Genomic DNA, 14381 nt, shown 5'->3' on the forward strand with positions numbered 1-14381 from the left:
CGCGAACGATAGGCGCGCCACCGTCGATGCTGCAAGTGCGAAAAGAACGGGGGGCCTTGGCCCCCCGTCCATGTGGCCTATTCGACGATCGTGACCTTGGACATGTAATCGGGCGCCTCGACCGTGCCGTTGGCGTTCGCGTCGCCCATCTTGATCTGGGTCAGCACGTCCCAGCCTTCGACCAGTTGACCCACGACGGTATATTGCCCGTCAAGAAAGGTCGCCGGGGCCAGATCGATGAAGAACTGGCTGTTGGCGCTGTTCGGATCCTGCGCGCGGGCCATGCCCACCGTGCCCGCCTGGAACGAGACATCGTTGAACTCGGCTTCCAGGTCGGGCAGGTCGGATCCGCCCATGCCGGCCATGGCCGCACTGGCGCCGCCCTGTTTGCCGTGTTCGACATCCCCGGTCTGCGCCATGAAGCCGTCGATGACGCGATGGAAGACCACGCCGTCATAGGCGCCCGCCTTGGCCAGTTCGACCAGGCGCGCGACATGGTTCGGCGCCTTGTCGGCCAGCAGGTCCAGCGTGATGGTGCCCTTGGGGGTGCCGTCGGCGGCCGCCACCTCGATCACCATGTTCGGTCCGGGGCCGTCCTCGTGCGCGGGTGCCGGAACCTGGGCCTGCGCGGCGGATGCCGCCAGCAGGGCGGCGGGGATCAGCGCCTTACGCATCGGCGGCCACCTTGACCGAGATCATGCGGTCGGGATTCGCCGGCGGCTCGCCCTTGGCGATCTTGTCCACATGCTCCATCCCCGAGATGACCCGGCCGTAAACGGTGTACTGGCCGTTCAGGAAATGGTTGTCCTTGAAGTTGATGAAGAACTGGCTGTTGGCGCTGTTGGGGTTCTGCGACCGCGCCGCCCCCAGGGTGCCGCGTTCATGGGGCAGCTTGGAGAATTCGGCCGGAAGATCGGGAAGGTCCGATCCGCCCGTGCCCGAACGGCCGGGGTTGTAGCCGTTTTCCATGTTGGCGTGCTGCACGTCGCCCGTCTGGGCCATGAAGCCATCGATCACGCGGTGAAAGGCGACGTTGTCGTATTTCCCGGCTCGGGCCAGTTCCTTCATGCGCGCGGCATGTTTGGGCGCCACATCGGACAGCAGTTCGATGACCACGGGGCCATCCTTCAGTTCGATGATGATGGTGTTCTCGGGATCCTTGATCTCGGCCATGCGGCCCTCCTTTGCCACGTTCGGTCCCTGATCTAGGGCTTTGCAGCCCCAAGGGCAACGCGCAAACCCCTTCACGCCGCGATCACCGTTATGCGACTGTTGACGCCGCTGCCCCCATGCGGGACAAGCCGATACCGAAGCCCCCATGCCCGAAAGGACGACGCGATGGCCGATTTCAAGACGATCGATGATCTGGACATGGACGGCAAGGTCGTCCTGACCCGCGTGGACGTAAACGTTCCGGTCGAGGACGGCCGTGTGACCGATGCGACGCGGATCGAAAAGATCGTCCCCACCGTCAAGGACATCCAGGCGCGGGGCGGCATCCCCGTGCTGCTGGCGCATTTCGGCCGCCCCAAGGGCAAGCGCGTCGAGGCCATGAGCCTGAAACAGATCGTGCCCGCGCTTGAGGCGGCGTTGGAACAGCCCGTGGTCTTTGCCGACGACTGCATCGGCGGCCCGGCCAAGCGGGTCGTGGCCGGGCTGAAGCCGGGCGATGTGGCGCTGCTGGAAAACACCCGGTTCCACGAAGGCGAGGAAGCGAACGATCCGACCTTCGCGGCTTCGATCGCGGCATTGGGCGGGGTCTATGTGAACGACGCATTTTCGGCGGCCCATCGCGCCCATGGGTCCACCGAAGGGCTGGCGCGCCTGCTGCCGTCCGGCGCGGGGCGGCTGATGGAGGCGGAACTGAAGGCGCTTGACGCGGCGCTGGGCACGCCGCAGCGCCCGGTGATGGCGGTCGTCGGCGGGGCCAAGGTGTCCACCAAGCTGGATCTGCTGATGAATCTGGTGGACAAGGTCGATCACCTGGTGATCGGGGGCGGCATGGCCAACACATTCCTGGTGGCCAAGGGGGTCGAGGTCGGCACGTCGCTGGCCGAACGCGACATGGCCGACACCGCCCGGCAAATTCTGGAAAAGGCGGACCAGGGCGGCTGCGTGATCCATCTGCCGCTGGACATCGTGGTGGCGCGCGAATTCAAGGCGGGCGCGGAATCGCAGGTTCTGCCGGTCGATCAATGCCCGGCGGATGCGATGATCTTGGATGCGGGTCCGGCGACCGTGGATGCGTTGCGCACCGCCCTGGCGGGTTGCAAGACGCTGATCTGGAACGGCCCCCTTGGCGCCTTCGAGATCGAGCCGTTCGACCGCGCCACCAACGCGGCGGCGCAGGCGGCCGCAGGATTGACACGCGACGGCAGGCTGATCTCGGTCGCGGGGGGCGGCGATACGGTCGCGGCCCTGAACAAGGCGGGCGTGGCGGGGGATTTCACGTTCCTCTCGACCGCCGGAGGGGCGTTCCTGGAATGGATGGAGGGCAAGGAACTGCCCGGAGTCGCTGCGTTGAAAGACACCGCGCACCACTGACAACGACAGGGGGGCGCTCGCGCGCCCTCTTGCGGTCTGACGACCGCAATTCACCCCCGAGGATACTTGCGTGAAGAAGAATCAGCCGCGCAGGCCGGTGCGTTTCAGCAGTCCCCGCCGCTTGGCCTCATCATAGTAGCCGCGCGAATACCACATGACGGTTTCGTCGGGATCACCGTTCGCCACCATCCAGGCCCCGCGCAGATATCGGACGCCATAGCGCAGGTTGGTATCGGCATCCAGCAAGGCGGCGGGCGAACCGCGATGGCCCATGGTGCGGGCGGTTTGCGGGTTCAACTGCATCAACCCGTAATACGGACCATTGCGCGCGCCGGGCCGGTGCTGGGATTCCCGCAGGATGATCCGCTGCACGATGGCGGGCGGCACGTCATAGTGATCGGCCCAGAAGTTGATGCGCGACCGCAGCTGCGGCGTTTCGTTGGGGTAAAGCCCGTTGCGTCCAAGCCCGCCGGGCAACTGCCGGTCGTCTCTGCCCCCACCGCCGCAAGCGGCAAGGGCCAGCGTCGCCAGGATCAGGCCCCGGCGGCCCGAATCAGGCATGGATCGCCCCGTCGCCGCAGGCCAAGGCCGCCTCGCGCACCGCTTCGGATGTGGTCGGATGGGCGTGGCAGGTCAGCGCCAGATCCTGTGCGGCGGCGCCGAATTCCATCGCCACGCAGACCTCGTGGATCATTTCGCCCGCATTCGGGCCGATGATGTGGCACCCCAGGATCCGGTCGGTATCCGCATCCGCGATCAGCTTGACGAAGCCGTCGGCCTGCATCATCGCCTTGGCCCGCGCATTGCCCATGAAGGGGAACTTGCCGACCTTGATCTTGCGGCCATCGGCCTTGGCGGCGTCCTCGGTCAGGCCGACATTGGCGACCTCGGGGGTGGTGTAGATCACGCCGGGGATGATGCCGTAATCCACATGGCCATGCTTGCCCGCGATGATCTCGGCGACGGCCGTGCCCTCGTCCTCGGCCTTGTGGGCCAGCATCGGGCCGGGAACCGCGTCGCCGATCGCATGGATGCCCTTGACGCTGGTCTGCCAACGGTCGTCCACCTGGATGAAGCCGCGATCAGTCATCTTCACGCCCAAGGCGTCAAGGCCAAGACCTTCGGCATAGGGGCGGCGGCCGGTGGCGACCAGCACGACCTCGGTTTCCAACGCCTGCGCGCTGTCGTCCTTGCGCAGGGTATAGTGGACCTTGGCCCGGCCATCGGCCGTGTCGACGCCCGACACGGCGGCGCCCAGGATGAAGGACAGTCCCTGCTTTGCCAGGATCTTCTGGAACTGCTTCTGCACCTCGGCGTCCATGCCGGGGGTGATGGCATCCAGATACTCGATCACCGTGACCTTGGTGCCCAGGCGCGCATAGACCGATCCAAGTTCCAGCCCGATGATGCCCGCGCCGATCACCACCATGGATTTCGGGATCTTCGGCAACGCCAGGGCGCCGGTCGAATCCACCACCAAGCCGGCGTCGTTGTCCACCGTCACCCCTTTCAGCGACGACGGGACCGAGCCGGTAGCGATCACGATGTTCGTTGTCTCGTGGATCGCGTCGCCGACCTTGACCCTGCCCGGCGCCTCGATCACGGCCCAGCCTTTCAGCCAGTCGATCTTGTTCTTTTTGAACAGGAACTCGATGCCCCTGGTGTTGCCGCCGACCGTCTCGGCCTTGTAGTCCTGCATCTTCTGCCAATCGACCGTCACATGGGCGCCCATCAGGCCCATCTTTTCGAAATTCTCGTGCGCCTCGTGCGCCATGTGGCTGGCGTGAAGCAGGGCCTTGGACGGGATGCAGCCGACGTTCAGGCAGGTGCCGCCCAGGGTTTCGCGCCCCTCGACACAGGCGACTTTCATCCCCAGTTGCGCCGCGCGGATGGCGCAGACATAACCGCCCGGCCCGGCGCCGATCACGATCAGATCATAGGTGGACATGGCTTGTTCCTTCTTGTCCCTCGTGGGCCGCGACCTAGACCAGCGCGGCCAGTATCATCAACATCGTCGCCGCGAAGCCTATGCCCCAGATGGCCGAGCGCCAGGGCACCCAGCCAAGGACATAGGCCGGGACATACAGGATCCGCGCGGCAAGATAAATCCAGGCGCAGGCGGCGGTCACGCCGCTGGCCTGTCCGCCCAGCGTCACGACGACCACCGCCAGCGTGAACAGGGTCAGCCCTTCGAAATGGTTGTTCAGCGCGCGTTGCAAGCGCCCCGCTGTCCCCGTCAGATGGGGCGGCTTGTCGCGCGGCCCCATGGCGACCTTGGGGCCGACCTGAAGATTGGCGGCAACGGAAAACGCGGCGAACTGCATGGCCTGCAACAGCGCCGCCAGCGTCAGGACGGTCAGTTCGGTGGTCATCATCTCAGGCGGTTTCCAGAAAATGGAAGTCCGTCGCGCTGACCCCGGCCTGCGCGTCGAACGCCGCGGCACCGCCCGACAGATAGGCCCGCGCGGCCTTGGCGTCGTTCACCTGATACAAGGCCCAGGAATTGCGGTCGTCCTCGCGCCACAATTGCAGCAGCGAAAGGCCGTTCATACCCCGATCCTCGGCATCGGCATCAAAGGCGGCGCGGAAGGCGGCAGGGTCGGCGATGGTGTAATGGGCGATCAGTTGCATGGGCTGTTCCTTTGACGGGAATGGCACCGCCGTGCGCGCGGCGGTGCCAGCGATCTCACAAATCCATCAACAACCTGCGCGGATCCTCCAGCGCCTCCTTGACGCGGACCAGGAAGGTCACGGCGCCCTTGCCGTCCACGATCCGGTGGTCATAGGACAACGCCAGGTACATCATCGGCCGGATCACGATCTGGCCGCCCATGACCATCGGACGGTCCTGGATCTTGTGCATTCCCAGGATGCCCGACTGCGGGGGATTCAGGATGGGCGACGACATCAGCGAGCCATAGACCCCGCCGTTCGAGATGGTGAAGGTGCCGCCCTGCATTTCCGCCATGGTCAGCTTGCCGTCGCGGCCCTTGGCGCCCAGGTCGGCGATTTCCTTTTCGATCGCGGCAAAGCCCTTTTGATCCGCGTCGCGCACGACCGGGACCACCAGGCCCGACGGGGTGCCCACGGCCACGCCCATGTTGACGTAGTTCTTGTAGACAACCTCGGTGCCGTCGATCTCGGCGTTGACCTCGGGGACTTCCTTCAGGGCGTGGCAGCAGGCCTTCACGAAGAACGACATGAAGCCCAGCTTGACCTTGTGCTTCTTTTCGAAGGCGTCCTTGTATTCGGTGCGCAGCCCCATGATGCCGCTCATGTCGGCCTCGTTATAGGTCGTCAGCATCGCCGCCGTGTTCTGCGCGTCCTTCAGGCGCCGCGCGATGGTCTGGCGCAGGCGGGTCATCTTGACGCGCTCCTCGCGCGCGGCATCCTCGGCCGGGCGGGGGGCCGCCGGGGCTGGGGCGGCAGGCTTGGGTGCGGACTGCGCCTTGGCCACGTCCTCCTTCATCACGCGGCCGTCGCGGCCCGAACCCGTGACCTGATCGCGGCTGACGCCCTTTTCGGCCATGGCCTTTTTGGCGGACGGGGCGTCCTCGATGTCCGTGCGGGGCTTCATCTCCTCGGGTCCGGCACCGGGAGAGCCGACATCGCCGGCGCTTGTGCCATCCTCGGCCCCCGAGGCCGATCCGACCGGCGCAGCCTTGGCGCCCGCATCCTCGGACTTGTCCGGGGCGGGCGTGGTCGCGCCACCGGCGGCGCCTTCGGTGATGATCGCCAGGCGTGCCTTGGCATCGACGGTCGCGCCTTCGGGGGCCAGGATTTCGGCCAGGACGCCGGCGGCGGGGCTGGGAACTTCGACCGAAACCTTGTCGGTTTCCAGTTCGCACAGCATCTCGTCGGCGGCGACGCGATCGCCGGGCTTCTTGAACCAGGTGGCCACGGTCGCCTCGGTCACGCTTTCCCCAAGCGCGGGCACCATCACGTCCACGGTCTTGCCGCTCATGTCATTCTGTCCTTCCGGGGTCTTCTGGGCCGTTTCGGGTCCGGCCTGCGGTTGTTCCTTGGGGGCCGGGGCGGTGCCCGCCTCGTCGATTTGGGCCAGCAGGGCGTCGGGGCCGACGGTGTCGCCTTCGGCCGCGACGATCTCGGCCAGCACGCCGGCGGCGGGGCTGGGCACCTCGACCGTGACCTTGTCGGTCTCCAGTTCGCACAGCATTTCGTCCAAGGCCACAGCGTCGCCCGGTTTCTTGAACCAGGTGGCGATCGTCGCCTCGGTGACGGATTCGCCCAGGGCGGGCACGCGGACTTCGGTGGGCATCGTCTTATCCTTCAAGCGACAAGGCTTCGTTCACCAGGGCTTCCTGTTCGGCCTTGTGGCGCGAACCCAGACCCGTGGCGACCGAGGCGGCGGCGTTGCGGCCGACATAGCGGGCGCGGTTGTGGCGCGCGCCCAGCCGGTCGAGGCACCATTCCAGGTAAGGCTCGACAAAGCTCCACCCGCCCTGGTTCTTGGGCTCCTCCTGGCACCAGATCACCTCGGCATCCTTGAAGCGGGCCAGTTCCTTGACCATCGACTGCGCGGGGAAGGGATAGAACTGTTCCAGCCGCAGCAGATAGATGTCGTCGATCCCGGCCTCGTCGCGGGCTTTCAGCAGGTCGTAATAGACCTTGCCCGAACAGATCACGACGCGGCGGATGCGGTGATCGGGCACCAGCGTCACGTCAGACGATCCGCGCTGGGCATCGTCCCACAGCACCCGGTGGAAATAGCTGCCGGTCTGGAAATCCTCGGCCCGGCTGACGGCTTTGGGGTGGCGCAGCAACGATTTCGGCGTCATCAGCACCAGCGGCTTGCGGAACCGGCGGTGCATCTGGCGGCGCAGGATGTGGAAATAATTGGCGGGGGTCGTGCAGTTGGCGACGATCCAGTTGTCCTCGGCGCACATTTGCAGGAACCGTTCGAGGCGCGCGGAACTGTGTTCCGGTCCCTGGCCCTCGAACCCGTGGGGCAGCAGCATCACCAGGCCCGACATGCGCAGCCATTTCTTTTCGCCGCTGCTGATGAACTGGTCGAACATGATCTGCGCGCCGTTGGCGAAATCGCCGAACTGCGCTTCCCACAGCACCAGGGCGTTCGGTTCGGCCAGCGAATAGCCGTATTCAAAGCCCAGAACCGCGTATTCCGACAGCATCGAATCGATGACCTCGTAATGGGCCTGGCCTTCCGCGATGTGGTTCAGGGGATAATAGCGATCCTCGGTCCTTTGGTCGATCAGCGACGAATGCCGCTGGCTGAAGGTGCCGCGCGTGCTGTCCTGCCCGGCTAGACGCACGGTCTTGCCTTCCAGAACCAGCGATCCGAAGGCCAGGGCCTCGCCCGTGGCCCAGTCGAAGCCCTCGCCCGTGTCGAACATCTGGCGCTTGGCCTCCAACAGCCGGCCCACGGTCTTGTGCAGGTTGTAGCCCTCGGGAACGGTGGTCAGCGCGCGGCCCACCTGGGCCATCGCCGAAGCGTCGATCCCGGTTTCGCCCGACACGTATTCGGCGCCCTCGCGGTCCAGGCCCGACCACTTGCCGTCCAGCCAGTCGGCCTTGTTGGGCTTGTAGTTCTTGCCGACCTCGAACTCCTCGTTCAGGTGGTTCTGGAAGGCGGCCTTCATGTCCTCGATCTCGCCCTCGGGGATCAGGCCGTCGGCGACCAGACGTTCGGTATAGAGTTGCAGCGTGGTCTTGTGGCCCTTGATCCGGGTGTACATCGCCGGGTTGGTGAACATCGGCTCGTCGCCTTCGTTGTGACCGAAGCGGCGATAGCAGATGATGTCCAGAACCACGTCCTTGTGGAATTTCTGCCGGAACTCGATGGCCACGCGGGCGGCATGGACCACGGCCTCGGGATCGTCGCCGTTCACATGAAAGATCGGCGCCTCGACCATCAGGGCGATGTCGGTCGGATAGGGCGAGGTGCGGCTGAAATGCGGCGCGGTCGTGAAGCCGATCTGGTTGTTCACCACGATATGGATGCAGCCGCCGGTGCGATGGCCCCGGATGCCGGACAGTTGCAGGCATTCGGCCACGACGCCCTGGCCCGCGAAGGCCGCGTCCCCATGCAGCAGGATCGGCAGGACCGAGGTGCGGTCGTGGGTGTCGCCCAGCTGATCCGATTTCGCGCGCGCCTTGCCCAGCACGACCGGATTCACGGCCTCCAGGTGGGACGGGTTGGCGGTCAGCGACAGGTGGACGGTGTTGCCGTCGAATTCCCGATCGCTGGACGCGCCGAGGTGATATTTCACGTCGCCCGAACCGTCCACATCCTCGGGCTTGAAGCTGCCGCCCTGGAATTCGTGGAAGATCGCGCGATAGGGTTTGGACAGCACGTTGGCCAGCACCGACAACCGGCCCCGATGGGGCATCCCTACGACGATTTCCTTGACCCCCAGGGCGCCGCCGCGCTTGATGATCTGTTCCATCGCCGGGATCAGCGCCTCGCCCCCGTCAAGGCCGAACCGCTTGGTGCCCATGTATTTGACATGCAGGAACTTTTCAAAGCCCTCGGCCTCGACCAGCTTGTTCAGGATGGCGCGGCGGCCTTCCTGGGTGAACTGGATTTCCTTGCCATAACCCTCGATCCGCTCTTTCAGCCAGAAGGCTTCCTCGGGGTTGGAGATGTGCATGAACTGGATCGCGAAGGTGCCGCAATAGGTCCGCTGCATCAGTTCGGTGATCTGGCGGATCGACGCGATCTCCAGTCCCAGCACGTTGTCGATGAAGATCGGACGGTCCAGGTCGCCGGGGCCGAAGCCATAGGTGGAGGGGTTCAATTCGCCATGATCCGGCACGGTGCGCAGGCCCAGCGGGTCCAGGTTCGCATGCAGGTGGCCCCGAATCCGATAGGCGCGGATCAGCATCAGCGCGCGGATCGAATCCAGCACCGCCTGGCGCATCTGGTCCTCGGTCAGGCCGACGCCCCTTTCCTCGGCCTTGGCGGCGATCGTCTTCATCGCGGCGGTGGCCTCGGTCCGCGATGCCTGGGGCCATTCCCCGGTCAGCGCGGCGGTGTTGTCGTCCGACGGGACCGGCGGCCAGTCGGCCCGCTTCCAACTGGCGCCGCCGGCCTCGCGGGCCGCATCCTCTCCGGCGTCGCCCAGACTGCGGAAAAAGGCGTCCCAGCCCGCATCGAACGCCTGCGGGTTCTGCGCCCACTGGCCGTAAAGCTGTTCGATATAGGCGGCATTGTGCCCTTGCAGAAAGGACGAATCATGAAAGTCGGCGTTGTCGGGTTGTTCGGTCATCTGATCTCGCGTCCTTGACGCCATGGAGAAACGGGTTTTGCCGCGTCAGGCGGCGGTGCAGGTGACGATCATCATCTGGACGCCGGGCATGGCGCTGCCCGCGCCCGGCGCGTTGGTGCGGCTGCCCGCCACGTCGCGGCCCGCCCCGCGGCACAATTGCGCGGGCGCGGCACTGATCTTGCCCGCGTCGGTCTGGGCCGGGCGGAACAGCACGGTGAACCGGCTGTCGGCATCGCCGGTGATCGCGATCACGGATGCCTGGTGCAGCCCGCTGCGCCCGTCGACCGGACCGGATGCGACCGGCGGCACGGGGGGGGCGGGAACCGGCGGGGCCACGGGCACGACCGGAACCACGGCACGCGGCACCGCCGGGGCGGCGGGCACGGACGGGGGCGGGGCGACCGGGACCGGCGCGGTGGCGGTCTGGACGCATCCGGCCAGCAATCCGGCGGCAAGGATGGCGGTCAGTCGGGGCAGGGACGGGATCGTGCGGACAGGAAGGAAAGACATGGATGGCCTCAGGCACAGAAGATGTCGATGATGGCGGCGCCGGGATCGGCCAGCGGATCGATGCGCGGCACGCGTTCGATCCGCGCGACGGGACGCCGTTCCAGACCGCACAGCGCGCGCGCCGCGCCCTGATCGGCCCCGGCGGGCGCGCGGGCGGGGTGATAGATCAGCCGCCAGCCGAAATCGCGCCGCGCCACGGTGCGGACCGATTCCGGGGGCAGGGTGCTGGCCTGGTGCAGGTTGGTCATCGCCGGAATGCCGCCGCGCAGGATGTCGTCGGTAGGAGCGCGGTCGCAAGCGGCCAGCGTCAACAAGACCAGGCCCGCAGGCGCGACCCATCCGCCGATCCGGGCAAGACCGCGGATGGTCGGAAAGGCTGCGGCTGGCTGCGGCTGATGGTCCACGTCATACCCTTGGCTTGGCCCGCGCCCCAACGCCAGGGGCACGGGCTGTTACATCCGTCACGAACAGGTGACGGTCATCCGTTGCACACCGCCGCTGGCATATTGGGGCGTGGTCGTGTCGACCGGATCGGCCGTGAACACGGTCGATGCGGTGTTGGCGCAGATCGTTGCGGGGGCTGCGGCCACCTGTTCGGCCGTCACCGCGTCGCCGCGATAGAACACCGTGTACTGGCTGCCGGTCCGGGTCACGCCGACCACGGCATCGGCGGGCAGGCCGGTCGCCGCGCCCAGGGCCTCGGTATCGACCGCGCTGGTGGTGACAGTGGTTTCGACGCGGGTGATCGGCTCGGGCGCGCAGGCCCCCAGCACAGCAGTCGAGGCGATGACGGCAGCGGAAAGCATCTTCATCTTGATTCTCCTGTTGTTACGAGCAGAGCAGGTGCTCAACCGGGGGAACGCGCGCCGCGCAGGCCGGGTTCAGTGTCAGCCCCTGATGGCCTTCAGCACGGCCTCGCCCAGGCCCGCCGGGCTGTCGGCCACGACGATGCCCGCGCGCTTCATCGCCTCGATCTTGGATTCCGCGTCGCCCTTGCCGCCCGACACGATGGCGCCCGCATGGCCCATGCGCCGGCCGGGAGGGGCGGTGCGGCCGGCGATGAAGCCCGCCGTGGGTTTCCACTTGCCCTTGGCCTTCTGCTCGGCCAGGAACTCGGCCGCTTCCTCCTCGGCCGAACCGCCAATCTCTCCGATCATGATGATCGAGGTGGTTTCGTCGTCGTCCAGGAACATCCGCAGCACGTCGATATGCTCCATCCCCTTGATGGGATCGCCGCCGATGCCCACGGCGCTGGACTGGCCCAGGCCCACGTCCGAGGTCTGCTTGACCGCTTCATAGGTCAGCGTTCCCGACCGCGACACGACGCCCACCGACCCGCGCCGGAAGATGGACCCCGGCATGATGCCGATCTTGCATTCGTCCGGCGTCATGATGCCGGGGCAGTTCGGCCCGATCAGGCGTGATTGCGACCCTTGCAGGGCGCGTTTCACCCGCATCATGTCCAGCACCGGGATGCCCTCGGTGATACAGACGATCAGTGGGATCTCCGCGTCGATGGCCTCCAGGATCGAATCCGCCGCGAAGGGGGGCGGGACATAGATCGCGGACGCGGTGGCCCCGGTTTTCGCCACGGCCTCGTGGACCGAGTTGAAGACCGGCAGGCCCAGGTGTTCGCTGCCGCCCTTGCCGGGCGTCACGCCGCCGACCATCCGCGTGCCATAGGCGATCGCCTGTTCGGTGTGGAAGGTGCCCTGGGATCCGGTGATCCCTTGGCAGATGACTTTGGTGTCTTTGTTGACGAGAACGGCCATTAACCCAAATCCTTATTTGTTTTCTGCTGCAAGCAGCAAGGTGCCGCGCATGAAGCCCATGTCTTGATCGGGAAGCACCGCAATCCGCACAGCAGAGCCTTTGAATACTCCGTCCCAAGCCACGCCTGCTCGCATTGCCGTATTCTCCAGCGGAATCTGCTCCGCTTGGGTGGCTTGCAGCCACGGCTGGGCTAGCTGCACACCTTGATCCGCCGTCATGTTCTTAAAAGATACGCCACAACCTGTGTGTCGCGAGGCTGGTGTCGTTGCAAAGGCTACGAGGCGGCGATCATCCTTGCTGAGAATGCGATACCCCGACACTATTCCTTCGAACCTGTAGCCTTTTTCTTTAAGCCCATCCTGGAAAGCCTTGCTGTCAGGCATCGTGGCTTGGCAAAGCCGGACCACTTCTGAGGAGCTTGCCATAAGCGACATGCCATCATCGGCCGGTCCAGATAACGCCTCGGTGGTGTTTACTGCCGCGCTGGAGACGGATGCGGACTGCGACGGCGCGCCGTCGCAAGCGGCCAGCAAGACGGCGCAAGTAGAAGCAGCAAATATGAAGGACAGCTTCACCCCTTCACCGCCTTCACGATCTTTTCCGCCGCGTCCGACAAATCATCCGCCGGAATCACGTTCAGCCCGCTATCGCGGATGATCTGCTTGCCCAGATCCACGTTCGTGCCCTCAAGCCGCACGACCAGCGGAACCTGCAAGCCGACCTCCTTCACGGCGGCGATGATGCCTTCCGCGATGATGTCGCAGCGCATGATGCCGCCGAAGATGTTGACCAGGATGCCTTTGACGTTCGGATCGCTGGTGATGATCTTGAAGGCTTCCGTGACCTTCTCCTTGGTGGCGCCGCCGCCCACGTCCAGAAAGTTGGCGGGTTCCGCGCCATACAGCTTGATGATGTCCATCGTGGCCATCGCCAGGCCCGCGCCGTTCACCATGCAGCCGATCTCGCCGTCGAGCGCGATGTAGTTCAGGTCGAACTTCGACGCGGCCAGTTCCTTGGGGTCTTCTTCGGTCTCGTCCCTCAGCGCCATGATGTCGGACTGGCGGTACAGCGCGTTGTTGTCAAAGCCCATCTTGGCGTCCAGGCACTTGATCTGGCCTTCGGGGGTGACGATCAGCGGGTTGATCTCCAGCATCTCCATGTCGCGCTCGATGAACATGCGATACAGGTTTTTCACCAGTTGGACGCACTGCTTGACCTGACCGCCGGTCAGGCCCAGGGCGAAGGCCACGCGGCGGCCGTGAAAATCGGACAGCCCCGACGCCGGATCGACGCTGAAGCTGACGATCTTTTCGGGCGTGTGGGCGGCCACCTCCTCGATGTCCATGCCGCCCTCGGTCGAGGCGACGAAGCTGACGCGGCTGGTCTGGCGATCCACCAGCAGCGCCAGATACAGCTCGCGCGCGATGTCGCTGCCGTCCTCGATATAGATGCGGTTGACCTGCTTGCCCGACGGGCCGGTCTGGTGGGTGACAAGGGTGCGGCCCAGCATCTGGCGGGTCAGTTCCTCGGCCTCGGCCACGGATTTCGCCAGACGGACGCCACCCTTTTCACCGGCAGCGGCTTCCTTGAAGCTGCCCTTGCCGCGGCCGCCCGCGTGAATCTGCGCCTTGACGACCCACAGCGGGCCGTCCATCTCGCCCGCCGCCGATTTCGCCTCGTCGGCCTTCATCACCACGCGGCCATCGCTGACGGGCGCGCCATACTGACGCAGCAGCGCCTTGGCCTGATATTCGTGGATGTTCATCCTGACCCCCTTTTTCGGTTCGACGGATTTTGCGGCGTCTTGCCACATCCCGAGGGGTGCGGGAAAAGGATTTTGCAGGAAAAGATGCCAAAGCCGCACGAACCTTCATAATGTGATCACAGCTTTTGGCGCCGTGATCACATTGCGCGGAATGGTAAGATTCGCTTGACGATTCAGCCTGCGACGCGTTTGCAGGCCAGGCTGTCCCCGGTGCTTTCGGACAACCAGCTTATCTGGTTGTCGTTCTGCGATTGCACCTGGATCACCGCGCCGTCATCCAGCGTCATCGTCGTCACCCGGTTCTGGGTCGAAAAACCGCGGATGGTCATCGGCGGGGCGTCGGCCGACGGCTGATAGGTTTCCGGCGTAAAGGTCATGGTCGTGGTCCCGCAATCCCAGCGTCCCATGAAGGGCAACTGGTCGGTGGGACGGGGGCTGGTGGGGGGCGCCTGGCAGGCGGTCAGGAACAGCGCAGCGAAAAGGGCAGGGGGCAGGACGGTCCGGTTCATGGTCGCCTCGGGTTGCGTTGAAACCCCGCG

Annotated in this window: 16 protein-coding genes; 1 reads left to right on the plus strand and 15 read right to left on the minus strand. The window is 65.6% G+C overall.

The genetic code is table 11. The features are described 5' to 3' along the window. Positions 1-77 precede the first annotated feature (77 nt). On the minus strand, positions 78-674 hold the full coding sequence (locus CHB77_RS01875; RefSeq protein WP_089386468.1) for a peptidylprolyl isomerase: 597 nt from the start codon (positions 672-674) through the stop codon (positions 78-80). After that, positions 667-1173 carry a peptidylprolyl isomerase gene (locus CHB77_RS01880; RefSeq protein ID WP_089386469.1) on the minus strand — a complete coding sequence of 169 codons (507 nt, stop codon included), beginning with the start codon at positions 1171-1173 and terminating at the stop codon, positions 667-669. Before CHB77_RS01880 ends, CHB77_RS01875 begins: the two co-directional genes overlap by 8 nt. 165 nt (positions 1174-1338) lie before the next feature. Between CHB77_RS01880 and CHB77_RS01885 the strand changes: the two genes are divergently transcribed. Beyond that, on the plus strand, positions 1339-2544 hold the full coding sequence (locus tag CHB77_RS01885; RefSeq protein WP_089386470.1) for a phosphoglycerate kinase: 1206 nt from the start codon (positions 1339-1341) through the stop codon (positions 2542-2544). Positions 2545-2625: 81 nt separating this feature from the next. Here CHB77_RS01885 and CHB77_RS01890 read toward each other — a convergent pair whose 3' ends face one another. The 13 genes from CHB77_RS01890 to CHB77_RS01955 form a co-directional block, all read right to left on the minus strand. Next, positions 2626-3105: a transglycosylase SLT domain-containing protein gene (locus CHB77_RS01890; RefSeq protein WP_089386471.1), complete on the minus strand. Its 480-nt coding sequence runs from the start codon at positions 3103-3105 to the stop codon at positions 2626-2628. Beyond that, positions 3098-4492, minus strand: a complete 1395-nt coding sequence (lpdA, locus tag CHB77_RS01895) for a dihydrolipoyl dehydrogenase (protein ID WP_089386472.1) — start codon at positions 4490-4492, stop codon at positions 3098-3100. Before lpdA ends, CHB77_RS01890 begins: the two co-directional genes overlap by 8 nt. 34 nt (positions 4493-4526) lie before the next feature. Continuing rightward, positions 4527-4916: an MAPEG family protein gene (locus CHB77_RS01900; RefSeq protein ID WP_089386706.1), complete on the minus strand. Its 390-nt coding sequence runs from the start codon at positions 4914-4916 to the stop codon at positions 4527-4529. Positions 4917-4920: 4 nt separating this feature from the next. Continuing rightward, a complete protein-coding gene (locus CHB77_RS01905) occupies positions 4921-5175 on the minus strand; it encodes a hypothetical protein (RefSeq protein ID WP_089386473.1) in 255 nt (84 codons plus the stop codon). 55 nt (positions 5176-5230) lie between these two features. Further along, complete coding sequence (odhB, locus tag CHB77_RS01910) at positions 5231-6823, minus strand: 2-oxoglutarate dehydrogenase complex dihydrolipoyllysine-residue succinyltransferase (protein ID WP_089386474.1); 1593 nt, start codon at positions 6821-6823, stop codon at positions 5231-5233. 4 nt (positions 6824-6827) lie between these two features. Continuing rightward, on the minus strand, positions 6828-9794 hold the full coding sequence (locus CHB77_RS01915; protein ID WP_089386475.1) for a 2-oxoglutarate dehydrogenase E1 component: 2967 nt from the start codon (positions 9792-9794) through the stop codon (positions 6828-6830). Positions 9795-9839: 45 nt separating this feature from the next. Further along, a complete protein-coding gene (locus CHB77_RS18255) occupies positions 9840-10304 on the minus strand; it encodes a hypothetical protein (RefSeq protein WP_165456168.1) in 465 nt (154 codons plus the stop codon). Positions 10305-10312: 8 nt separating this feature from the next. Beyond that, positions 10313-10708 (minus strand): hypothetical protein, encoded by a 396-nt coding sequence (locus CHB77_RS01930; RefSeq protein ID WP_089386478.1) that lies wholly within the window; start codon positions 10706-10708, stop codon positions 10313-10315. 57 nt (positions 10709-10765) lie between these two features. Further along, entirely contained in the window at positions 10766-11116 is a 351-nt protein-coding gene (locus CHB77_RS01935; RefSeq protein WP_089386479.1) for a hypothetical protein, read from the minus strand. A gap of 75 nt (positions 11117-11191) precedes the next feature. Beyond that, the gene (gene sucD / locus CHB77_RS01940; RefSeq protein WP_089386480.1) at positions 11192-12076 is read right to left on the minus strand and encodes a succinate--CoA ligase subunit alpha; all 885 of its coding nucleotides are present in this window, start codon (positions 12074-12076) and stop codon (positions 11192-11194) included. A 12-nt stretch (positions 12077-12088) separates the two neighbouring features. Further along, the gene (locus CHB77_RS01945) at positions 12089-12652 is read right to left on the minus strand and encodes a hypothetical protein (protein ID WP_089386481.1); all 564 of its coding nucleotides are present in this window, start codon (positions 12650-12652) and stop codon (positions 12089-12091) included. Further along, positions 12649-13842 (minus strand): ADP-forming succinate--CoA ligase subunit beta, encoded by a 1194-nt coding sequence (gene sucC / locus CHB77_RS01950; protein WP_089386482.1) that lies wholly within the window; start codon positions 13840-13842, stop codon positions 12649-12651. Before sucC ends, CHB77_RS01945 begins: the two co-directional genes overlap by 4 nt. 173 nt (positions 13843-14015) lie before the next feature. Beyond that, positions 14016-14351, minus strand: coding sequence for a hypothetical protein (locus CHB77_RS01955; protein ID WP_089386483.1), 336 nt, complete (start codon positions 14349-14351; stop codon positions 14016-14018). Positions 14352-14381: the final 30 nt, after the last annotated feature.

Origin of the sequence: Paracoccus sediminis, assembly GCF_900188295.1 — a bacterium.
Lineage (GTDB): Bacteria > Pseudomonadota > Alphaproteobacteria > Rhodobacterales > Rhodobacteraceae > Paracoccus > Paracoccus sediminis.

Bases quoted from the DNA above. Each gene is read 5' to 3' on its own strand.
- CHB77_RS01875 (WP_089386468.1), bottom strand. From the start codon at position 674: ATGCGTAAGGCGCTGATCCCCGCCGCCCTGCTGGCGGCATCCGCCGCG.
- CHB77_RS01955 (WP_089386483.1), bottom strand. From the start codon at position 14,351: ATGAACCGGACCGTCCTGCCCCCTGCCCTTTTCGCTGCGCTGTTCCTG.
- CHB77_RS01915 (WP_089386475.1), bottom strand. From the start codon at position 9,794: ATGACCGAACAACCCGACAACGCCGACTTTCATGATTCGTCCTTTCTG.
- CHB77_RS01890 (WP_089386471.1), bottom strand. From the start codon at position 3,105: ATGCCTGATTCGGGCCGCCGGGGCCTGATCCTGGCGACGCTGGCCCTT.
- CHB77_RS01905 (WP_089386473.1), bottom strand. From the start codon at position 5,175: ATGCAACTGATCGCCCATTACACCATCGCCGACCCTGCCGCCTTCCGC.
- CHB77_RS01885 (WP_089386470.1), top strand. From the start codon at position 1,339: ATGGCCGATTTCAAGACGATCGATGATCTGGACATGGACGGCAAGGTC.
- CHB77_RS01900 (WP_089386706.1), bottom strand. From the start codon at position 4,916: ATGACCACCGAACTGACCGTCCTGACGCTGGCGGCGCTGTTGCAGGCC.
- sucD (WP_089386480.1), bottom strand. From the start codon at position 12,076: ATGGCCGTTCTCGTCAACAAAGACACCAAAGTCATCTGCCAAGGGATC.
- lpdA (WP_089386472.1), bottom strand. From the start codon at position 4,492: ATGTCCACCTATGATCTGATCGTGATCGGCGCCGGGCCGGGCGGTTAT.
- odhB (WP_089386474.1), bottom strand. From the start codon at position 6,823: ATGCCCACCGAAGTCCGCGTGCCCGCCCTGGGCGAATCCGTCACCGAG.
- CHB77_RS01935 (WP_089386479.1), bottom strand. From the start codon at position 11,116: ATGAAGATGCTTTCCGCTGCCGTCATCGCCTCGACTGCTGTGCTGGGG.
- sucC (WP_089386482.1), bottom strand. From the start codon at position 13,842: ATGAACATCCACGAATATCAGGCCAAGGCGCTGCTGCGTCAGTATGGC.
- CHB77_RS01880 (WP_089386469.1), bottom strand. From the start codon at position 1,173: ATGGCCGAGATCAAGGATCCCGAGAACACCATCATCATCGAACTGAAG.
- CHB77_RS18255 (WP_165456168.1), bottom strand. From the start codon at position 10,304: ATGTCTTTCCTTCCTGTCCGCACGATCCCGTCCCTGCCCCGACTGACC.